A 20,861-nucleotide genomic window follows, 5' to 3' on the forward strand; every position below is an offset into this window, starting at 1 on the left:
CTTCACAAACGCGCGAGCGCGGCCAAGGATGCGCGGCGACCCGGTTTGCTGCGGACGATGATTCGCCTCTTGAGGAGCGGCGCCCATGGGCTTGGCCCGGCTGATCCCGATCCTGGCGGTGGTCGCGGCGGCGCCGGTCGCCTCCGCCCAGACCGCCACCGAACGCGAGGCGGCCGCCCGCAGGCTGCACGATTGGACCGGCCTTCCCGCGCGCTCGGTCCTTGCCGTCAGCCCGGAGATGGCGGTCGCCCTGATCGGCCGCGGCGCGCCCGGCAAGGCGGCCGGCCGGCTGGACGGGGTCGAACTGCAGGGCGAGGTGCTGGATGAAGCCTTCGCCCAGGCGCGCGGCTGGCGCTCCATGCGGCTGAAGGTGGACCTGGCCTGCCGCGACGGCGGCGCGACCTGGGCGCGCCGCATGACCGTCTATCCGGACCACGGCCGGGGCGGGGCCGGGCGCGAGATCGCTGTTCCGGCCGGCTGGGTCAGGCCCAAGGCCGAGGCCTATCTGGGCCAGGTGGTGTCGGCCCTGTGCGGCTCAGCTGTGGCCCTGAACGAAGAGACCGCGGAGCCGCTGCCAGCGCCCGCCCCCGAGCCTGCCCGGGCGGCCGAAAGGGCGCCGCCCGTGCTCCGCCCGGCCATGCCCTTGCCGGCAGCCCCGTCGGCGAAGCCACCTGTCTCGGCGCCAGCGGGCGGCGTCAGCGTGCAGATCGCCGCCTCGCCGGTCCAGGCCGAGGCCAATGCCGCCGACAAGGGCGCGGCCCAGCGCCTGCTCGCCGCCGATCCCGCCCTGCGCTTCCACGTCGAGCCGGCGCTATCCGGCGGTCGCCAAGTCTATCGCGCGCTTGTGTCGGGCTTCCCGGACCGAAACGCCGCCCAGCGCTGGTGCGCCAGCCTGCGCGCGGCAGGCGGCGCCTGCTTCGTCCGCTGAAGCGCGAAGGCGCTCAGGGCTGGGCGGGCGGCGGCCCCATCATCCCCGGCGGGGGCGGCAGGGGGCAATTGTCAGGGCAGCCCTCGTTGCGCGGATCGTAGGCGCGTGGCTGACCGGAATAGCGGTCTTCCACCGCATAGCCCTGGGTCTTGCCCGGCCAGGTCAGATAGCCGTTGGGGTCGGTGTCCCACGGATGCGGCGGCGAGGGCCGCACGGCGCCCCAGACCCTGCCGCCCGCACGCCAGCGCTGCTCGTCGGCCTCGGCGAAGCGATAGGCGCGGTCGTCGTACCGTTCGATCTTCTGGATGTGCACGACCTTTTCGATCACCCGCGTGCGCACGTGATGGCGGTGGTGGCGATAGACCACCGGCCGGCAGGGGGCGCAGGCCGGCCGCGGCCGGACGACATGGTGCGGGCGGCACTGGCAGGCCTGGGCAGCGCTGGCGGAAAAACCGAGGGCGATGGCCAGGGTCAGGATCAGGCGGACGAACATCGGCGCGCTCCAGGGGCTGATCAGCCTTGATAGTACCCCTAGCCGCCGCGCCCGACACGATTCACGCGGAGGGGGAGGCGCAAATCCCCTGAAGGTTGCCGACAAGAAGGACTGCGGCGGCGCCTGCGCCGCCGCAGCTTCCGGCGTCAGGCCGCAGGGGCCAGCACCATATGGGACGTCGGCTCGGCCCCACGGAAGGCGATCGGCCCGGTCTCCCCGGCATGGCTGCCCAGGCCCGCTGCCGCATACTGGCTGAACAGCGAGGTTTTCGAGCTCGTCGTCGTCGACTGACTGGCGGCGGCGGTCGGCGGCGGATCGCCGATGATCAGGGCTCCGTCAAAGCTCGATCCGGCGGTGTTCTCGGTGATGGTGAGCACCGCCTGGAAGGTCAGGGTGTTGCCGCTGAGCCCGCCGCTGGAAAGCGACCCCAGGTCCACCGCGTGGTTGGTGAAATAGGTCACCAGCGAGCCGACCGTGGTGAAGGTCTGGTGGATGATGTCCGTGCCGTCGGCATAGAGATCCAGGGTCGCGCTGGAGAAGCCCGAGCCCGTGGAGGTCCCGTTGTAGAAGCCGACGATCAGGTCGTGACGGCTGGCCAGCTGGGTCAGGTCGGCGGTGAAGGCGATCTGGCTGGTGATCCCCTGCCCGGTCGTGCCGGTGCTAGAGTGGGCGCCGCCCAGTTCGGCCAGGCCAAAGAACACCGGCGAGGCGCCGAAGGCGCTGCTGATGTTCGAGTTCGCCGCCAGCACGGCCGAGGTGGCCGAACCGCTGGGCGCCAGGGTCTCGACGGCCACCGATTGCGCCCCGGCCGTGAAGCTGGGCGCCCCGCCGCCAAAGGCGACCGAGGCCTGGGCTGTCGAGGCGCCGCCGACAACAGCGCTGGCTGCGGCCGTGCCGGCGGTCAGCAGGTGGCCGGCGGTGTCCGAGGTCGCGGCGTTGGCGTAGACATTGCCGCTGGTACCGGTGGCGGTCGTGTTGGCCACCGCCGCCCCGCCGGTCGAGCCGAAGCCGCCGGTGGCGCTGGAGCTGGCTGTGACGCTGGTGCCGGCGGTGGCGGTTGTGTTTGCCGTGGCCGAGCCGCCGGCCCCGACTGTGCCGGGCGAGTCCGCCGAGCCGCCGTTACCGCCGGTGACACCGGTGGCGACATAGACCGCCGCCGTGCCGGTGACAGCGACCGTGGCCGAGCCTGCGCCGCCAGCGCCGCCGTTGGAGCCGCTGTGGCCGGCGCCGCCGTTGCCGCCATAGGCGGTGACATAGGTGTCGACGTTGGCGCTCTTGTTGGTGTTGCTGCTGTCGTTGAAGGTCAGGTTCGAAGTGCCTGCGCCGCCCGCGCCGGCCGTCCCTCCGTAGCTCGCCCCGCCATCGCCCGCGTGAGAGTACTGGGTGAGGCTGAGCGTGCCGCCGTTGGTCGAGCCGGTGACGGCGTTGGTCACGAAGCTGTAGGCGCCGGCGCCGCCGTTGGCGCTGTTGGTGCCGGTCCCGCCCGCGCCGCCGTATCGATAGACCGCCGCCGAGCCGCCGCCCGAGCCGGACGAATTCGCGCTGGCGCTGACCGCAGACTGGCCGCCGGCGCCGGCGGTCTTGCCCGACCCGTCGCCGGAACCGCCATTGCCGCCGTAGCCATAGGCATTGGCGGTGGCGGTGACGCCGGTGGCCACGGCCGTGGCCGTACCCGTGCCGCCCGCACCGCCACTGGCGCCGGACCCGCCGGCGCCGCCGGCGCCGCCGGACGCGCTGACCGTCGAGGTGACCGTGGTGCCGCCGGTGATGGTGCTCTTGCCGGTGCCGGCGCCGCCCGCCGAGCCGGCCGCGCCCGATGGGCCAGCGCCGCCGCCGCCGCCGTTGGCGGTGACGCTGGAATTGACCGTCTGAGCGCCCTTGATCGTGCTGGTCGCCGAGGCGTTCCCGCCGGCCGTCGTCGTCGCGCCATAGGCGCCGGTTCCGCCATAGGCCTGGTTCGAGACGTTGACCGTCGCGCTCTTGGTCGTGTTGGCCGTGTCGTCGAAGGCCAGGTTCGAGGTCGCCGACCCGGCCGCCCCGCCCGTCGAGCCGTAGCTGTAGCCGCCCGCGCCGCCCGCGGCCCGCTGCGTCATGCTGAGCGTGCCGCCGTTGGTGTAGCCGGTGACCGTATTGCTCATCGCGATATTGGCGCCGGCGCCGCCCTTGGCGTTGTTGTAGCCGGTCCCGCCGGTCCCGCCCGTCTCATAGGAATAGAGCGTGGTCGAGCCAGAGCCGCTGGCCTTGGCGGTGGCGGAGGACGTGGCCAAGCCCCCGGCGCCACCGGTGAAGCCGGAGCCATTGGCTGAACCGCCGTTGCCGCCGGCCGCCTCGTCGTCGAGATAGAGGTTGGAGCCGGTTATGGTGTCGTTGGCGATCGCCGTGCCGCCTGCGCCGCCGCTGGCGGCGCTCTGGCCGGCCCCGCCCGTGCCGCCCGTGGCGTAGCTGTAGGTCGTCACCTGGCTGGCGCGGTAGAAGTTGGTGGTGTCGTCGAAGGTCAGGTTCGACACCGCTTGGCCGCCGGCGCCCGCCGTGCCGCCATAGGTCGCGCCGCCCGAACCAGCGATCGCATTCTGCGACAGGCCGAGCGTGCCGCCATTGCTGTAGCCGGTCACGGCGTTGGTCAGATAGCTGCCGCCCGCCGCGCCGCCGTTGGCGCCGTTATAGCCGACGCCGCCCGACCCGGCCTGGCGGAGGACGCTGGCCGAGGCGTTGCCGCCGGTGGAATAGGCCGCCGCATTGGCGCCGCCGCCGCCGCCGTAGCCGGCCACATGGCCGCTGCCATAGCCGGCTCCGCCGTTGCCGCCATAGCCCCAGGCCTGGACGGTGACGCTGCCCGTGCCCTTGCCTGTGGCGTGGCTGTAGCCATAGCCGCCATAGCCGCCATTGCCGCCGCTGGAGGCCCCGCTGCCGCCCGTGCCGCCGTTGCCGGTGGCCTGGCTGCTCACATTGGTCCCGCCCAGCACGAAGCTGCGGCCCTCGCCGCCGCCCGCGCCCGCGCCGGCGCCGGATGTGCCGCTGCCGCCACTACCGCCAGTGGCCGTCGAATAGCTATTGACCGCATTGGCGCCGGTGATGGTGTTGGTCGCCGTGGCGGTCGCGCCCAGCTTGCCGGTCGCGCCGCCGCCGCCGGCGCCGGCGCCGGCCTGGGTGCTGACCTGGACAAGCGCGCTCTTGGTGGCGCTTGCGGTGTCGTCGAAGGTCACGCCCGAATAGGCCGTGCCGCCTGCGCCGCCCACGCCGCTGTCGCTGCTGCCGCCGTTGCCGCCGTAGGTGTTCTGGGTCAGGTAGAGGTTGCCGTTATTGGTCACGCCGGTGACGCCGTTGGACAGCGAGACCGATGCGCCGGCGCCGCCCGTCGCGCCGGTGTAGCCGGCGCCGCCCGCGCCGCCGTATTCATAGGCCGCGGCTCCGGAACTGCCCGAACCGCTGGCGGTGATCTTGGACGAGGCCTGGGCGGCCCCGCCGGTCCCGCCGGTCTTGCCGGCGCCCTCGGCATAGCCCCCGGCCCCCCCATAGCCGTAGCTGGTCATCGACACGGTCACGCCCGTGGCGACGCCGGTGGAGTAGCCGTTGGCCCCTGCGCCGCCGTTGGCCGCGGTGGACGAGCCGCCGCCGCCGCCGGTAGCGTAGGAATAGCCCTGGATCGTGTGGGCTCCGGTCAAGGTGAGGTTGGAGAAGCCGTTGGCGCCGGCGCCGCCGTTGGAGCCGCTGTTGCCGCCGCCGCCGCCGCCGCCGGTCCCCGAGACGCTGGCCCAGAGCAGGTTGCTCTGGTTGGCGTTGGCGGTGTCGTCGAAGGTCAGGGTCGAATTGGCGCTGCCGGCCGTGCCTGTCGTCCCGCCGTAGGTCCCGCCGCCGGCGCCGCCATTGGCGTTCTGGGTCAGGTAGAGGCTACCGCCGTTGGTGGATCCGCCGACCGTGCTGCTCAGGTTGCTCCCGGCCCCGGCCCCGCCATTGGCGGAATCGTAGCCCGTGCCCCCTGAGCCGCCGTTGCGAGTCGCGGTGGCGCTGGCGCTGCCGGCGCTGCTCGTTGTCGCTGTAGCCGACGCGCTGGAAATCCCGCCGGCGCCGCCGACCTTGCCGACGCCGTCGCCGTAGCCGCCGGCGCCGCCGGAGCCCGTCGCCGTGGCGCTGACATTGCCGGTGCCCGTCGCCTTAGCGCTCGAGGTGCCATTGCCGCCTGCGCCGCCGCTTGCGTTGCTGCCGCTGGAGCCGCCAGAGCCGCCCTGAGCGCTGGCGCCCGAACTTTCACCGACACCGCCGAGGATCGTCGAGTTCGCCGTCGCGTTGCCGCCGACGCCGCCGACGCCGCCGGCATTGGCCGCGCCGCCGTAGCCCCCGCCGGCGGTCGCCCCGATCTGCACCGTGCCGACACCCTTGACGGTGTCGTTGGCGGTCGCGCCCCCGCCGCCCCCGCCGTTCGCGCCCGCGCCGCCCGCGCCGCCATAGGCGTTGGTGTTGGCGTTGACGAGGCCGCTCTTATTGGTGTTGGCCGTGTCGTCGAACGTCAGGTTGGACGTCGCCGTCCCGGCCACGCCAGCGGTGTTGGACTGGCTGCCGCCCGCGTTGCCGCCCTGGGCCTGCTGGGTGAAATAGAGGTTGCCGCCATTGGTCGAGCCGGAGACTGCGTTGGTCATGCTGCTGTTGGCGCCGGCGCCGCCATTGGCGCCGCTATAGCCGTAGCCGCCCGAGCCGCCCACCTGGTAGGCCGCGACGCTTGAAGTGCCCGAGCCGCTCGAAGTGCCCTTCGCCGTTGCTGCCGCGACGCCGCCGGCGCCGCCGGTCTTGCCGGATCCTTCAGCGTAACCGCCGTTGCCGCCGCCGACATTGTTCTGCACCGTGACGTTCAGGCCCGTCGCCGTGTCCGAACCCGTCGCCGCGCCGCCGGCCGAACCGGAGCCGCTGGTGGTGGCCGAACCGCCATTGCCGCCGCCCACCGAAACATAGGCGTTGACCTGGCCGGTTCCGGTCAGGTTGAGCGAGGAGGCGCCGGTCCCACCAACGGCGGGGTTTCCGCCGCCGTCGCCATTGCCGCCGCTACCGCCGGACGCGGACAGCGAACCGTAGACCAGAGCGCTCTGCGTGGCGTTGGCGGTGTCGTTGAAGGTCAGGTTGTCGGTCGCGTTGCCGCCCACGGCCGCGGCCCCTCCAGCGGAGCTGCCGCCGTTGCCCGCGTCGCTGGTCTGGTACAGATAGAGGTTGCCGGCGTTGGTCTTGCCAGTGACCGCATTGGTCATGGAGCTGTTGCCGCCCGCGCCGCCATTGGCGCCGCCGTAGCCATAGCCGCCGTTGCCGGAATACTGGTTCGCCGTGGCGGAGGAGGAACCGCTGGCGCTGGAATTGACGCTGGCTGTCGCGGTGGCCACGCCGCCCGCCGCACCCGATCCGCCCGATCCCTGGCCATAGCCGCCATTCCCGCCGTGGGCGTTCGCTGTCGCGGTCCCTGCGCCGCTGGCGTTGGTGACGGTCGCGCCGGCCGTGCCGGTGGCGCCGACCCCGCCGTTGGCCCCGGCCCCGTTGGGCGAACCCGTGCCAGGCGCGCCTGCGCCCCCGCCGCTGCCGCCGTAGGCGGTGGTCGTGGCGCTGGTCGCTGAGCCCGAACTGGTCGTGGTCGAGGCCGTCGCGGTCGCCGCGCCGCCAGAGGCGCCGGCTCCCGCATTGCCGCCCGCACCCGTATAGACGCCGCCGCTCTGCGGGCCGTTGGCGCCGCTGCCGCCGTAGCCGCCGGTGCCGCCCGTGGCTTCGGCGCTGTTTGTGGTGTCGGCCGAAGCCGTATTGGTCGCGGTCGCGCCGCTGGCTGGCCCGCCTGCCGTTCCGGACTGTCCTGGCGTAGAGCCGTTGGTCCCGTTGGTCCCGTTGGTCCCGGTGATGGACACGTCCGACATAGCAGCCTCCCGTTCCTGGCTGGCGAAAAGCACTCAGGCATTGACAATCGTCAGGTCGGCGCGATGCAACGAATACTCACAAGCGGATTCGCCTGGGACGAGAATCCAATTACACGCGCTTAACGCACCCATAACAGCCGGTTGAGTGACTATTATGTGACCTACGCCACACTTTACTGGTAGAGGCGAACATTGGCCTAAGACGATCTACTACTTCAATCTAGACCGCCGCTTTGCCAGCGACAACGCGCCCAGCCCCGATTGAGCGCAAAAACAACCTTGGCCTTTGGCGGGGTCAGAAGGTTAACAAACCCTGATATATCAATGTTATTCAGCGCAAGGCCGGCCCCGCCCGGGTCAGGCATCACGGCCTTGTGATTTCGCGCGCCGCGCGCGATCGCCGCCGACCACGCCTTCAGGCCGCGGCCGCCATGCTAGCAGAAGCTGACGATCCGATGGCCGATTTCGCAAAATCGCCGCCACCCTGGCGTGCAGAACAGCCAAGCTCGGGGCGTTTGAATTTTTCTTGAACGATGGCGCACTCGACAGGAGACGTACTATCTTCCGCCGTCCGCCGCTATCGGCCGACAGAAGCGACGGGTATATAAAGAGAAAATTCCGACCTCGATCGCTTTCGACCGCTATTCGCCGCGCTCATCCGGGTGTAATGTTGGGGTAATCGTTAGGGCAACAAATGCGGGAGGTTGCTGTTGGGGGCGCACACAACCCGGACGCTCAACCGGCTTGCGCCGGCCAAGATCAAGACGCTGAACACGCCGGGCCGACACAGTGACGGGGGCGGCCTCTATCTCGTGATCGAGCCGACCGGCTCCAAGCGCTGGGCCTTCATCTTCCGCTGGAAACCGCACAAGGGGGTGAAGGGGCCGGGCAAGCTTCGCGAGATGGGGCTGGGCTCGTTCAACGCTGTCAGCCTCGCTAGGGCTCGGGAGAAGGCCGCCGAAGCCCGTGGCCAGGTCGCGGACGGCATTGACCCGATCGCAGCCCGCAAAGCCGCTCAGGAGGTCCCGACCTTCGGTGAGGCGGCGGACGCCTTCATCAAGGCCAGGTCATCTGAGCTGCGCAGCGCGAAGTCCGTGGCTCGCTGGGAGCGCGCGCTGAAAACCTACGCCGCCGATCTGCGTCCGATCAGCATCGACGCCGTGACCACGGATGACGTGCTCGGGGTGCTGAACAAGATTTGGACTACGAAGCCGGAAAGCGCCCAAAAGGCGCGAGGCGTGATCGAGGCCGTGCTCGATGCCGCCAAAGCGAAGGGCCATCGCCAGGGCGAGAACCCCGCGCGCTGGAAAGGCCACCTGGACCACCTTCTGCCGCGCCGTCAGAAGCTCAGCCGAGGCCATCACGCGGCCATGCCGTATGCGGACGTGCCGGCATTCGTCGGCGAGCTGCGCCAACGCGAGGCCACGGCCGCTTTGGGGCTGGAGTTCCTGATCCTTACCGCAGCCAGGTCCGGCGAGGTGCTGGGCGCTCACTGGGGAGAAATCGACCTCAAGGCGAAGGTTTGGACGGTCCCGGCCGGCCGAACCAAGGGCGGCCGTGAACACCGTGTCCCGCTGTCGCCTCGCGCCGTCGAAATCCTGGAAGCCGTCGCCAAGATCAAGACCGGCGACCATGTGTTCCCCGGCCAGGTCAAAAAGCCGGCGAAGGAGGGCGAAGAGCCGCAGGACGCGCCGCTGTCGACCATGGCGTTCGAAATGCTGCTGCGCCGCATGAAGCGGGAGATCACCACGCACGGGTTCCGCAGTTCGTTCCGCGATTGGGCGGGCGAAGCGACCAGCTTCCCGCGCGAGCTGGCCGAGGCGGCGCTGGCCCACACGGTGGGCGACGAGACGGAACGTGCGTATCGGCGGGCCGACGCTCTGGAGCGCCGCCGCAAGATGATGGACGCCTGGGCTGGCTACTGCGAGCCCAAGGAGACGGGATCAAATGTGCGGCCGATGGCGCGGGGGGCGGCCAAAGCGTGACCGACCATTCGGAGGAGCTGCCGTTTTCGATCGTGGTCGAGCGGGCCCAGGCCTCACTTCGCCGCGCAACCGAACCTCGATATGAAGTGCCAGAGGGCAAGGGCATGGGGTCTGCCGTCCTTGTCGATCCGGGCCCCGATGAACTTCGCCAATGGTGGGCAGCCGCAGCGGCCCTGTTCCGGCAATATGCGCGGCGTCGCAGTGCTAACCCGCCCGAAGATGTGGCCATCCCAGCCAATATGGCCCTTTTAATTGCGACCCTGGCAGGGGACCTTTCGCTAGGCAGGCTGTCGGCTGCTTTGACCGACGTGACGGCCACGGGGCGACCGCCGATCGGAGAGCTTGAGGCTGCAGATATCGGGATGGCCGTTGCCTACAGGCGAGCGGCCAGTCCCATTGGCCTGGTGCTCGACGGGCGTCACGTGATTATCGAGGACCTCGCGCCCATCAAAACCCTGTCGCGATGGTTCCGCGTCGATCGACGGACGGTCCAGCAATGGCTGCAAGATTTCGAGCCGGCCTGCCCGCCTGGGCCGCTCACCCCAGAGATCCTGACCTCTCTCACTCGCAAAGCTGCCGCGCGATACAGCGCTGACCGGCCGGGGAAGATACGGGCCTCACGAGACGCCATAGGGGGTGGTGGCAACTAGTCGGTTTTCCTCATCTGCCAGCAATCCCCCTGGCCGCGCACGTTCGCTGGAGTTCGAAACCCTCCAGCCAAAAGGCGCGATGATATGCTCAATTCCTCCGATGCTCCCACCAAGGAGGCCTATCGCATCAGCGAGGCCTCCGCTGCCTACGGGCTGGGAAAGACCAAGCTCTATGAGCTGATCTCCAGCGGCCAGCTCCCTTCGATCAAGGTCGGCCGCCGCCGGCTCGTCCTGCGCAGCGGCCTGGACGCCCTCATGAAGGGGGCCGCGTAGAGCCATGGCCCATACGAAAGAGCCCGCCGACGGTGCGAACGTCGGCGGGCTCTCCAAATGCGTTCAGCTTGGCGGCGAACGCGGGAAAGCTACCGCCATTCAACCCGTCCCTCAAGCCCGGCTTCCCGGCTGGCAGGACCCGGCCCAGCTCCAGCTGGCGGCTCTGCGCAATGCGGCGGTCGCCGGACACATCGGGGGCCATGCCGGCGCGGCCCTGTTGCGCCTCGCGGCGGCCTACGCCAGCCGAGCGATCGGCGGGGAGGTTTCCCTTGGCTGACGCGCGCTATCCGGAGCACCCCGGACTCAAAGGGCCGTCCGACACTGGGCCGGCCGCTGCGGCCTCGTTCGCACCGAAGGCTAAGACCATCCGTGAACGGACCCTGCTTGAACTGGAGCGTGGACCTGCCACTGCGGAGCAGGTCGCCGAGCGCCTGGGGCTGCACTTCATGATCGTGCGGGCTCGCTGCTCTGAGCTGCGGGCGCTGGGCCTGGTCGCCGACAGCGGCGAGCGTGGCGCTGGAGCGCTTGGCGGCCGGGTCATCGTCTGGCGGGCCACGACGGCGGCCGAGCGCGAGGCCTTCAGCAGGGTGGAGGCGAAATGACCATCGCCCCCGCTCTGCGCCTGGTGGACGAGGAGCTGCCCGCGGCGGCTCCTCACAACCTCGACGCCGAACAGGCGTTGCTCGGTGTCCTGCTGTTCGACAATGCGCAGCTCGACGAACTGCCCGACCTCGACGCCGCCGCCTTCTATGAACCGACGCACGGCCGGATCTTCGCCAGCGCCCAGTACCTGATCGCGAGCGGGCTTCGCGCCGATCCGATCAGCGTTTCGGAGCGCCTGAAGGCCGACTCTGGCCTCGCCGAGCTGGGCGGCCAGGGCTACCTGGTCGATCTGGTGGACCACGCGCCCCCGGCCCTCACGGCGCGGCAGAACGCCGGCATCGTCGCCGACAATGCTCAGCGGCGCGAGCTGATCCGCATCGGCGAGGAAATGGCGGAAGCCGCCAGGACCGATCAGGAGCGCAGCGGGCGTGAGCACGTCGAAGCCGCCGAGCAGGCGTTGTTCGAACTGACCAAAGGTGCGTCTAGTCGCGGCGGGTTCCAGGGCGTCGGCGTGTTCGTTGATCGAGCGCTGGAGCTGGCGGACGAAGCCTTCGGCCGCGACGGTGGCCTCGCCGGGATCGCTACCGGCCTGATCGACCTGGACCAGGTTCTGGGCGGCCTGCACCGCTCCGACCTGATCATCCTGGCGGCCCGGCCGTCCATGGGAAAGACGGCCCTGGCCATGAACATCGCCCGCCACGCGGCGGCGGGCGGTGTGCCGACCGGCGTGTTCTCCTGCGAGATGTCGGGGGAACAGTTGGTGACCCGCCTTCTCGCCGAAATCTCGGCGATCTCCAGCGACCGCGTGCGGCGCGGCGACATCGACTTGTGCGAGCGCGGCCGGCTGCGCGACGCTGGGGCGGAAATGCGCTCGCTCCCGCTCCACATCGACGCCTCGGGCGGCCTCTCGCTGACCCAGCTCGTGACGCGAGCCCGCCGGCTCAAGCGACGCCATGGGCTCGGGCTGATCGTCGTCGACTACCTGCAACTCATGTCGGCCGGCGGTGGTCGCCGTGAGAACCGCGTCCAGGAGGTCTCCGAGATCACCATGGGCCTGAAGGCGCTGGCGAAGGACCTGGACGTGCCGATCCTCGCCCTGTCGCAGCTCTCGCGCCAGGTCGAAGCCCGTGAGGACAAGCGTCCCCAGCTCTCGGACCTGCGCGACAGCGGCTCGATCGAGCAGGACGCCGACGTGGTCATGTTCCTGTACCGCGAAGCCTACTACCTGGCTCGCCGTGAGCCGCGGGAAGGCACATCCGAGCACCTGGATTGGGAGGCGCGCCTGGATGAGGTCGCGCACCTGGCCGAGCTGATCATCGCCAAGCAGCGCCATGGCCCGATCCGCACTGTGAAGCTGCACTACAGCGACGAACTGACGAAATTCTCCAACCTGGCGCGGGCCGCCCTGCATTCGACGCGCGCGTTCGATTTCAGCGGGGGCGAATGATGACGGGCCTTCCCGATCCTCTCACCCCGCCCGGCTGCGACATGAGCGGCAACGACTGGTTTCCCCTGCACTTTCGCCGGCTGCGCCAGTCGAAATGGTGGCGTAGGGCCTCCGACGTGGCGCGGGCGCGCAGCGTGTTCCTGTGGGGTGAAGCTTACCTCTCTGTCCCTGCGGGGAGCCTTCCGAACGATGATGACGAGCTGGCCGAGGCGGCTGGCTTCGGCTTCGACGTAGCGGGGTTCCTCGCGGTCAAGGATGAGATCATGAGCGCCTGGGTGCTCTGCTCGGATGGCCGCTGGTATCACCCGACCGTCTGCGAGGTCGCGCTCGATGCGTGGAACAGGCTGAGCGAGAAGCGTCGCGCCGAACGTGAGCGAAAGGCCGCGCAGAGGGCTTCCGTCCGCTCGAAAGTCAAAGCTGTCCCGCCTCAAGCGAAGGCCGTCCCGCAGGACATCGCCATTGTCCCGCGGGACACCCCGGAAATAGCCCGGGACATCGCCACACATACAGGACAGACAGGACAACAGGATGCTGACGCATCCTTGTCGCCCAAGCGCGACGCGGCTCCGCAGTATCCCGAGCTGTTCGAGGGCGCTTGGAGAGCCTACCCGCATGTGAAGGGGCGCTCGTCCAAGCCGAAGGCCCTGGCCGCCTGGAGGCGACTGTCGCCCGATCAGCGCGATGGCCTGCCGGCCGCCGCCGGACGCTACGCTCGCGAGGGCCGAGAGCCGAATGCGGATTGTGGTGCGCCGGGAATGCACCTGTGGATCCGCGACCAGCGCTTCGCCGATTGGATGGCGGAGTCGGCTTTCCCGCCGCGGGTGGTGAAGCTGCCCGGCCGGTGGAGCGGGCCGGCGAACATCAGGGCCGCTGTGGTCGAGGCCCAAGGCGAGGAGTGGACGGTCAGCAACCTGGATCGCTGCGCCTGGCGCGACGTGCCGAGCCCGACCATCGTCTCGGAGAGCGAGACGCGCTTCCGCAAACTCCGCGACCACGTCGGCCCCCAACTGAAGGCGCTCGGCGTTCAGCTCATCCATGAAGGGGGCGCTGCGTGAACCGCGAGCCGGTCCTCTACGCGCGCGAGCTGATCGACCGTGCGCTCGCTTGGCCGCCGGAGGAACTGGCGGCCGCCAAGCGGAGGTGGTTCCAATGGCACCGACGCCGCTCGATCGTGTGGGAGGCCTACAGGCGAACCTGCGAGGAGGTTGAGCGGGCCAACGCCGATCTTCGCCGTTCGTTCATGGTCCGCGCACGCTCACCCTCGATCCCATATCCGAAACGGCCGCCGGAGCTGGAACAGTTCCCACCGGCCGAATTGAGCTGCCTGCCTTGTGGTGCTCGGACCCGCGCCGGAACGCGCTGCCGATTAACCACGATCTATGAAAATGGCCGTTGCAAGTTCCATGGCGGAGCGAGCACCGGGCAGCGTACGGACGCTGGCCGGGAGCGCGCTATCGCCAATTTGCAACTTCGATGGAAGGCGCGGTGCGAGGCCGACCCGAAACCCAAGAGGCCCTCCCGCGCCAAGCGCATTGAGATGCTTGAAGCCAAGCTCCGCGCGCAGCTCGACGCGATCGAGGCCCGATCGGAACCCCATGAAGGGGCGAGAAAAGTTGACCTATCGACGGTCGCGGCGATCGCGTCGCCAAAGGCTGCGGTGAAGGGAAATCACCAGTGAAGCTCAAGGGCCCCAATATTCGCCAGGCTCGCGCGAAATTCTCGCCCCTGCTTAGCTCCGCCGGTCTCGCGCCCGATCCTGGACCCATGCACGGCACGAGTGTAGCTTCGCAGAATGCCATCGATCCTTCTCGCGAGCGCGCTCGGCTACTTCCTTGTGACCTGGCTGCTGGGCGGCGACGCCCGTCGACGCGCCCGGTTCCAAAGGGAATGGACGGCGAGGCTGGCCGCGTCGAGGGAGGAAAACGCCCACCGCCGGATAGCCCGGCAACAGGAATGGGCTGCGGGGGAACCCGCCCGCAAAGCTGCACAAGCAGAAGCGCACGCCCGCAGCAAAGCGGCCATGGACGCCTATCTCAAGGCCCTGGCCGAACAGGTCGCCGCATCGCACGGGGCGGCCTCCCCATCGCCCGCACAACAACTGCGCGAGGTGTTTCCCGCGCTCCCATCGCCGACCACCGCCAATCGGCTTGTTTCGACTGGAGGGCCGGCCGATGAGCGGTCAAGTTTTGAGTTTCGACGACCTCATTCCGGCGCATCCGGCGAGGGCCAGGCCTAGCCATCCTGCCGGCCCGGCTCCGCTAAACCCGTTCGCCGGCCAGCATGACCCGACGCCCGATCAGTTCGCCGCCTGGATAAGCGGCGGGATGCACGACCCGCAGCTCGACGCGCAGGTCGCGCAGAACCGCGCGCAGGCGATCCAGGCCGCGACGCATGGCGGCCAGGCGCAGGGCGGTCATGGGCTCAATTTCGAGGACCTGGTTCCCGAGCCGAAGATGGGCGTCGGCGAGGATATCGCGCGCACCGTGCCTGGATCGCTGGGCCGGTCCTTCGCGAGTCTGGCTGGCCTGCCGGGCGATCTCTACAACCTCGGTTTCAACGCGCCGCTTTGGCTCGCGCATAAGCTTTCCGGGGAGCCCGGAGACTACCAGCCGCAGGACTTCGCGGCGAATATCTACGACGGGCCTCACATGGGAGGCTGGGCGACCAGCCAGCGCTTCAACGACGCGCTTCAGCAGTCCTTCGGCCAGTACCACACGCCGCAGCACTGGCAGGCGCGCACGGCCGACACCGCCATTCAACTGGCCCCCGCCGCCTTTGGTGGCGAGGATACCGTCCTGCCGCGCCTGCTGCGCGTGGGTGTGCCGACCGCGACCTCGGAAGGGTCGGGCGAGCTGGCGCGCGTCTATGCGCCGAACAATCCCACGGCCGAGGCCTGGGCACGTATCGGCGGCGGCCTCGCGGGTGGTGGCCTAGTGGGCGCAGGCGAGTATCTGAACCAAGCTCCGGAGCGGGTGCTCGGCAACGCTGCCCAAGGCCTGACGCAGGAACAAATTGACCTGGCCACGGCGCTTCGAGCGCGGGCGGCCGACCAGGGGCTCCAGCTCACCATACCCGAGGCCGTGCAACAGGTGACGGGCGGCGCGACCACGCTCGGCCGGGTGCAACGGCTCGTGGAGAGCACCAACCGCACCGCGCCGAGCATGGCCCAATACTTCGCGCAGCGGCCCGGCCAGGTTCGCCAGGCCGTGCAGGGGTTCGTTGATCAGGTCGCGCCGAACCTGCCGGCCCATCCGGGTGTGTTGGCGGGCAATGCGCAACGCGCGGCCACGGGCGCGATCGGCGACGCGAACGCCGCCATCAACGCGGCGGCGCAGCCGTTCTATGACCGCTTGCCGGGCCAGGCCCTCCCGGCGGGTGACTACGCCAAGCTGGAGCAAGATGCTGGCTATATGGCCGCGCTGGGCCAGCTCCGGGACGATTCGGTGTTGTCGCGCCTCCTGCGGGTCAATCCGCAACCCATGGACGGACCTATCTCGGCCTTTAAGCCGAAGCTGGCCACACTCGAGCCTGACGACGACGAGCGGGCCGCGATCCAGTGGGAAGGCTCGCTGCAGGACCCGGCCCATGATCCGCACGGGGCGGAGTTCGATCGACTGTCTGCGCCTGGTCCTGCGCCCTACAACGACTTGAGCAACGTCAACCGCGTCGTGCAGCAGCTCCGCATTGCTGCCGAGAACGCCAGGCCGAGCCCGGTCAAGCCGTTCTCGAACGCTACGCTGGCGACGCAATACGACAATTCCGCGGACCTTGCCGACGCCCTGGCGCGCGCCAGCTCGCCCGACTACGGCGCGGCCCGTGACCTTGTGGAGACGGGCCGGCGCACGATCCTGGATCCGATGAAGGCTGGGTCGGTCGGGACCATCGCCAGCTCGAATGACCTGGCGACGCACACGGGCGCGCTCTATCCGACCGATCCGTTCCCCGGCCAGGCCCACGCGACCGGCTGGTCCATGTCGCTGCTCAATGGCCAGGATCCCAACGTGGGCGCGAACCTGACCGGCGCGCACCTCGGCCAGCTCTTTGACCAGGTGGCGGTCGACGGCATGGGGCGGCCGAACCCCTACAGCGGCGCGGCCTTCGTCCGGAAAGCGGGCGCGGCTGGTGAGAAGGCGGCGACGCTGCAGGCCGGCTTGGACGGCATCGACCCCACGGGCGGCCTGACGAGCCGCTGGAGCGACCTGGCCGACGCTTTGGCGGCCACGGGCTGGCGCGAGCGTCCGGGCTCCATGACCGCCTTCAACGCCGACGATCTGAACACACTCAAGGCTGCGCCTGGCGTGGTGCGCTTCCTGGGCAGCGTCGGCGATCCGCTGGAGTGGACCAAGAACCTGTCCAATGCGACCGGCGGGGCGCTGTTCCGGCGCAATCTCGATCTGCTGGCGCAGATGATCACCGATCCCGACACGGCGGCCATCCTGCAACAGGCGCAGTCGCGGCGAGGGTCGGGGTCTGCCGTCGTCGCCCCACTGTTGGCCAGCTCGTCAAGTGCGACCACCGCGAGCGGCGGAGGCCAGGGCCAATGAGCGCAGCGGCGCCTGCTCCAGGTAGGTTATGAGCCGCTGGTGGCGGCTTGAGGACTACGTCATGCCGGGATTGCGCGCGCCCGATGAGATGGCGCGCTGGCGAATGCGACTAGGCGCGCTACTGCTGCCGACCTGGCTGATCGGTAGGCAGGCGGTCGCGCCAGAACTTCGCGCCACGTTCGTAAACCGCTTCGGGCGTTAGCTTGTTGAACGCAGCAAGCACACCCCTACCGACACACACATTGCCCGCATTGTCGAAATAGGCCAGCGCCTCATTGTGCAAGTGCAGGAGATGAGTGGCCGCCTCCTCCTGATACAGGAAGCGCTTTGCTTCGAATTGGTCGAGCATCCACTCGGCGGCCTCCTGCTCCGTCATTTCTTCGCGGGTGCCACGTAGGCTTGAAGGAGGTGTTCGCCATAAAAGCCGTTGGCCGCTGTTGCTCCTTTGAACCACTGGCAGCGGTACTCGTCATCGTGATAGGCGACCTCTCCCGGAACCGCGTCGACCGTCATCGGCGGCCCGCCCGACTTCAGAACTACCACATCACCCTTTTTGAATTTGTTCGCCATTGCCTCACAGTTCCCGAGTCGCACTTTGGGTGAACACCTTCGCAGGAGTCGGCAAACGGGAAAAGCGCCTTACTTCCCCCATCGCGTAAATCCTGCCTCAAGCGCTCGCCACCCATAGGTCCTCGGGTTCGGACAGCGCGCGATATCCGTTCTGCTCCAGCCACTGCCTGACTTCGTGTTGGGTCGCGAAATCCGGGAACATGCGCGGCGGCTGGCCGGAAGCCGGTTGCGCTGTGAACCGTCCGCGCCCCTTAGCGAAGTCCACCCGCCACACTGTGGAGTGCAGATGCGCGCCCGTGCCCGTGCCGTTCGTGATCTCGACGCCATGACGCGCGAACGCCGCGACGATCTTTGCTTCCGTCTCGGGCCGGACGGAGCCGCCGTCTTCAAGGGTTGTGACCGTGTTTGGGGAAACCGAGGCCGCTCTCATCAGATCGCGGACAGTCCACCCCAGGAGGCCGCGAGCTGCACGGCAGGCGGCGGCGGTAAGCTTTGCGGTCATGGGAGCCTCGATCGATAGCGGGCGTTACGATAACGCTTGATATCGATCATTGGAATAGATAACGTCCGTTATCGATTCCGTTGCAAGGTCGGACGAGATGAACGCCGCTACCGAAACCCGCCGCAAGGTCATGCTGACCGCGCATCTGCTGCGCCGCGAGGGCCGCCAGCTTGGCGACGGGCGGAACTGGTCGGACTGCCTGCGTTGGGCCTGGCGCGAGGTGAAGCATCAGGCGGCCAAGGCCGCCGCTGCCGCGCTGCGCATGGTCCGGCTTTCGCCCTCGTTGATCCGCTCGCCGATCGAGCGTGCCGTTTCGGCGCAGCGCTTTGGCCGGCGCGCCGATTTCCACGCCGCCCACATGACCGCCCGCCTCGGCGGCTGACCCTTGCAACCACGCGACCAAAGGAGCGCACGAACCATGACCACCTCCCTCGGCCTCACCCTTTTTGCGGACGTGCCCGTTGTAGAGCTGGCACAGCAGACTCGCCGCGGGCTGATCATCTGCGCTTCCCCCGCTGTAGGGGCCGCCGTTACCGCCGCCGCGATCCCGGCGACCTCGCACAGCGGCCTTGCCGACCTATGGGCGGAATGCGTGGCGGAGTGGGATCGCCTCGGGAGCGTTCCGGGCCGTGGGAATGTTGAACCCGAAGGCCTGGCCCGCTTTGAGGTTCTGGAGCTGGCGGTCCTGACCGGGCCGATCCGCTCGAAGGCTGACGCCATCGCCAAGTTGAAGGCGGCTGGGACAACCTTCGAAACCGGCCGGCGGGACGACGATCTCGACGCCGAGGCCTACAGCGAGGCACTCGCCTGGCTGGAGGCCAACGCCTGATCAGACTGGTCATATTGAAAGGCAAAGGGCGGCGCTACGGCGTCGCCCTTTTTCATTCAGTCGACGTCAGGGTCCCAGAAATCTGCCTTGAAGCCGTCCCAGGCGCTCGCCGGCTTCCGGCCCCGCTTGTGCGCGTCGTAGTCATCCCATGACCAAACCTCGCCGGGCTCCATTGGCTGCGTCTCGGCCGAGCCCAGGGACCTGATCGGCGTGACAACCAGGTCGCCCGTCAGCCTCTCGATCCGAACCTGCACGCTGACACCCGTCTCCCGGCTGGCCCTGAGGATCCGCTCCAGGTCACACTGCTTGAATTTGACCTTTGCCATTGGTCCGGCTCCCCGTTGGCTCGCCACCCTCTATGACCGTCATGCCAGCTTCCGCACCAGCTTGAACGCCATTGGGACCTTGTCCCAGGCTTCAATGTCCCAGGCCATGTCGCAGAAGAGATCGCCACCAAGCCCCACGGGCTCGCCACTTCGTCGATCGAGCTTGATGTTCGAGACGATGATAATGCCAGTTCTTCCCCGCTCCGACGTGTGGAGGTCCACCTCGTTTTTCGTCATGAAAATCGCGTCCGATCCCTCGCCAGTCGTGCCCTTGACCTCCACCTTCACCAAATCGCCGGATTTCAGGGCCTCGAAATCGAAGGATGCTGAGCCAGAAACATCGCGCGCCCGGTAGCCTGCGCTTTCGAGCCACCCTCGCGCAGCCTCCATCGCGCGAAGCTCAACTGCTTTCCGTTCAGCCGCGGAGAGCCGGAACCCTTGGCCTGCGATGGCGGCCCGTGAAGGCCGCGAAATCGCCTCAAGCTGAGCCTCTGCCAGCGTTGCGGCGTTCAGGTGGCTGCCCTGCCGTTGTGCATGATACAGCGCTCTAAGCATCCGGGTCGCTCGAATGAGGAGATAGCGGAATGCGTCGTCGTCTAGGTCTGAGACCTCAATCCGCTTTGCGACCGCCGTGGCCTTCTCAAAGGTCTTAGGCAGGGCCGCACGCGCGCCGAGACGGATTTCGTCAGTGAACGGGGCGATTGACCCAAAGCGCTCCTCAAGGACGCTTCGCGCCCAGGCACGGCGCTTGGTGAGCTCCTCATCGGATACCGCCCTGAGTTCACCGTTCGCCCAGATAGTCGATCCGCATCCGATAGTGACGAACACGGCCGATCCGTCAGCGGCGAAATGCACCACCACGTAGAAGCCATCCCTCGGCGTAGGCGACATGCTCGCCGCGCAGATACGGACCCACGGAGCCTCGGTTTTCCGACCGATCCCATCGGAAGCTCCAACAGTGAAGGTATCCGCGAACCCGCCCAAGGCGGCGCGCAGATCGTTCTCCAGGCCTCGGAATGCCGCTGGCAGAGCCTGTCGTATCAGCCGGCTGCGCTCCTGCATGGGAGGTGTGTTTTCCGGCGAATATTGCGGTTGAAGCGCGCAAACCTGCCGCAGCTCGTCGATCAATGAGTTCCCCATCGCTGAGACCGTCAAGTGAACCGCAATCGCCGCAACCGTCGTTATTGAGCAGGATTCGGCGCATACCGTCATCCGGAAGCGCGGGTCGGCGCTACCTCAAGGCCCTTGCCCTCGTTCAGAACATCTGCAGAACATCGCCGCCATGGGCGCAAAGAACCTAGACCGGATTCCCCTCTCCGAATGGCGACGCACGATCGAGTCCGTGTGGGACATGATGCAAGCGCGCTGGGAGGTGGCGACCAAGTGCAGGACTTGCGGGTTGATGATGTCCGTCGACCTCGACCTGATCACTTGGATATCAGGGTCGCGGACAAGCCTCTGGAACAAGCATCCGCGCTGCCGGCGGCTGGGCTGCGCCGGTTTCGTCGACTTCATGGCGAAGCCGCCTGGACGCTCGAACTTCGAGCCGCTGGTGGCCGAATGGCCGCGGGGCTCGATGGAGCGCAAGGCGTGGCGGCCGGAAACCATCGGCGAGATCGTGCTGGGGCCGCGTCGGCTGGCGGCGCGTTGTCGACGGTGCAATTGGAGCCGGGTTCTCGACCCTGGGGATTTGATCTCCCGCTACGGCGCGGACGCCCCCATCGACCAGATCGCAGAGTCCGAAAAGGGCCGTTGCACTCACAGGCCATGCGAGGCGGGGCTACGCCTAGTGCGCGCCCGCCGCAAAGGATAGCGCGAGAGCCCCTACC

At 68.7% G+C, this 20,861-nt stretch carries 20 protein-coding genes; 13 read left to right on the top strand and 7 right to left on the bottom strand.

Features of this window, described 5'->3' with window-relative positions; all coding sequences use genetic code 11:
- Positions 1-85 precede the first annotated feature (85 nt).
- The gene (locus KCG34_RS17995) at positions 86-928 is read left to right on the top strand and encodes an SPOR domain-containing protein (RefSeq protein ID WP_211937000.1); all 843 of its coding nucleotides are present in this window, start codon (positions 86-88) and stop codon (positions 926-928) included.
- 13 nt (positions 929-941) lie between these two features.
- Here KCG34_RS17995 and KCG34_RS18000 read toward each other — a convergent pair whose 3' ends face one another.
- Both KCG34_RS18000 and KCG34_RS18005 read right to left on the bottom strand, forming a co-directional pair.
- Complete coding sequence (locus KCG34_RS18000; RefSeq protein WP_211937001.1) at positions 942-1,421, bottom strand: hypothetical protein; 480 nt, start codon at positions 1,419-1,421, stop codon at positions 942-944.
- Between the two features lie 146 nt (positions 1,422-1,567).
- Positions 1,568-7,303 (bottom strand): beta strand repeat-containing protein, encoded by a 5,736-nt coding sequence (locus KCG34_RS18005; RefSeq protein WP_211937002.1) that lies wholly within the window; start codon positions 7,301-7,303, stop codon positions 1,568-1,570.
- An 812-nt stretch (positions 7,304-8,115) separates the two neighbouring features.
- On the opposite strand from KCG34_RS18005, the gene KCG34_RS18010 reads away from it, so the two are divergent.
- The 9 genes from KCG34_RS18010 (at position 8,116) to KCG34_RS18050 (ending at position 16,805) form a co-directional block, all read left to right on the top strand.
- The gene (locus tag KCG34_RS18010) at positions 8,116-9,288 is read left to right on the top strand and encodes a tyrosine-type recombinase/integrase (RefSeq protein WP_249138356.1); all 1,173 of its coding nucleotides are present in this window, start codon (positions 8,116-8,118) and stop codon (positions 9,286-9,288) included.
- Positions 9,285-9,938: a hypothetical protein gene (locus KCG34_RS18015; RefSeq protein WP_211937004.1), complete on the top strand. Its 654-nt coding sequence runs from the start codon at positions 9,285-9,287 to the stop codon at positions 9,936-9,938. The genes KCG34_RS18010 and KCG34_RS18015 overlap by 4 nt, the downstream gene beginning before the upstream one ends.
- An 84-nt stretch (positions 9,939-10,022) precedes the next feature.
- Entirely contained in the window at positions 10,023-10,211 is a 189-nt protein-coding gene (locus KCG34_RS18020; RefSeq protein WP_211937005.1) for a helix-turn-helix domain-containing protein, read from the top strand.
- A gap of 269 nt (positions 10,212-10,480) precedes the next feature.
- Positions 10,481-10,813 (top strand): helix-turn-helix domain-containing protein, encoded by a 333-nt coding sequence (locus KCG34_RS18025; protein WP_211937006.1) that lies wholly within the window; start codon positions 10,481-10,483, stop codon positions 10,811-10,813.
- Positions 10,810-12,261: a replicative DNA helicase gene (locus KCG34_RS18030; RefSeq protein WP_211937007.1), complete on the top strand. Its 1,452-nt coding sequence runs from the start codon at positions 10,810-10,812 to the stop codon at positions 12,259-12,261. The genes KCG34_RS18025 and KCG34_RS18030 overlap by 4 nt, the downstream gene beginning before the upstream one ends.
- On the top strand, positions 12,261-13,316 hold the full coding sequence (locus tag KCG34_RS18035; protein ID WP_211937008.1) for a hypothetical protein: 1,056 nt from the start codon (positions 12,261-12,263) through the stop codon (positions 13,314-13,316). The genes KCG34_RS18030 and KCG34_RS18035 overlap by 1 nt, the downstream gene beginning before the upstream one ends.
- Entirely contained in the window at positions 13,313-13,939 is a 627-nt protein-coding gene (locus KCG34_RS18040; protein ID WP_211937009.1) for an HGGxSTG domain-containing protein, read from the top strand. The genes KCG34_RS18035 and KCG34_RS18040 overlap by 4 nt, the downstream gene beginning before the upstream one ends.
- 114 nt (positions 13,940-14,053) lie before the next feature.
- The gene (locus tag KCG34_RS18045) at positions 14,054-14,497 is read left to right on the top strand and encodes a hypothetical protein (RefSeq protein WP_211937010.1); all 444 of its coding nucleotides are present in this window, start codon (positions 14,054-14,056) and stop codon (positions 14,495-14,497) included.
- Positions 14,433-16,805, top strand: coding sequence for a hypothetical protein (locus KCG34_RS18050; RefSeq protein WP_211937011.1), 2,373 nt, complete (start codon positions 14,433-14,435; stop codon positions 16,803-16,805). Before KCG34_RS18045 ends, KCG34_RS18050 begins: the two co-directional genes overlap by 65 nt.
- A 118-nt stretch (positions 16,806-16,923) precedes the next feature.
- On the opposite strand, the gene KCG34_RS18055 is transcribed toward KCG34_RS18050, so the two are convergent.
- The 3 genes from KCG34_RS18055 to KCG34_RS18065 all read right to left on the bottom strand — a co-directional run bounded on the left by KCG34_RS18055 (position 16,924) and on the right by KCG34_RS18065 (position 17,877).
- Entirely contained in the window at positions 16,924-17,154 is a 231-nt protein-coding gene (locus tag KCG34_RS18055) for a DUF6953 family protein (RefSeq protein ID WP_211937012.1), read from the bottom strand.
- A gap of 23 nt (positions 17,155-17,177) precedes the next feature.
- Complete coding sequence (locus KCG34_RS18060) at positions 17,178-17,375, bottom strand: YodC family protein (protein ID WP_211937013.1); 198 nt, start codon at positions 17,373-17,375, stop codon at positions 17,178-17,180.
- A 97-nt stretch (positions 17,376-17,472) separates the two neighbouring features.
- On the bottom strand, positions 17,473-17,877 hold the full coding sequence (locus KCG34_RS18065; protein ID WP_211937014.1) for a polysaccharide deacetylase family protein: 405 nt from the start codon (positions 17,875-17,877) through the stop codon (positions 17,473-17,475).
- Positions 17,878-17,974: 97 nt separating this feature from the next.
- On the opposite strand from KCG34_RS18065, the gene KCG34_RS18070 reads away from it, so the two are divergent.
- Together KCG34_RS18070 and KCG34_RS18075 are read left to right on the top strand one after the other, a co-directional pair.
- On the top strand, positions 17,975-18,259 hold the full coding sequence (locus tag KCG34_RS18070) for a hypothetical protein (protein WP_211937015.1): 285 nt from the start codon (positions 17,975-17,977) through the stop codon (positions 18,257-18,259).
- A 36-nt stretch (positions 18,260-18,295) separates the two neighbouring features.
- The gene (locus tag KCG34_RS18075) at positions 18,296-18,706 is read left to right on the top strand and encodes a hypothetical protein (protein WP_211937016.1); all 411 of its coding nucleotides are present in this window, start codon (positions 18,296-18,298) and stop codon (positions 18,704-18,706) included.
- A gap of 56 nt (positions 18,707-18,762) precedes the next feature.
- Here the strand turns inward: KCG34_RS18075 and KCG34_RS18080 are convergent, their stop codons facing one another.
- Both KCG34_RS18080 and KCG34_RS18085 read right to left on the bottom strand, forming a co-directional pair.
- A complete protein-coding gene (locus KCG34_RS18080; protein WP_211937017.1) occupies positions 18,763-19,032 on the bottom strand; it encodes a hypothetical protein in 270 nt (89 codons plus the stop codon).
- A 39-nt stretch (positions 19,033-19,071) separates the two neighbouring features.
- Positions 19,072-20,160 carry an MrcB family domain-containing protein gene (locus KCG34_RS18085; protein WP_211937018.1) on the bottom strand — a complete coding sequence of 363 codons (1,089 nt, stop codon included), beginning with the start codon at positions 20,158-20,160 and terminating at the stop codon, positions 19,072-19,074.
- A 154-nt stretch (positions 20,161-20,314) separates the two neighbouring features.
- Between KCG34_RS18085 and KCG34_RS18090 the strand changes: the two genes are divergently transcribed.
- The gene (locus KCG34_RS18090; protein ID WP_211937019.1) at positions 20,315-20,845 is read left to right on the top strand and encodes a hypothetical protein; all 531 of its coding nucleotides are present in this window, start codon (positions 20,315-20,317) and stop codon (positions 20,843-20,845) included.
- The last annotated feature ends 16 nt before the right edge of the window (positions 20,846-20,861 follow it).

Source organism: Phenylobacterium montanum, assembly GCF_018135625.1.
GTDB classification, from domain to species: domain Bacteria; phylum Pseudomonadota; class Alphaproteobacteria; order Caulobacterales; family Caulobacteraceae; genus Poindextera; species Poindextera montana.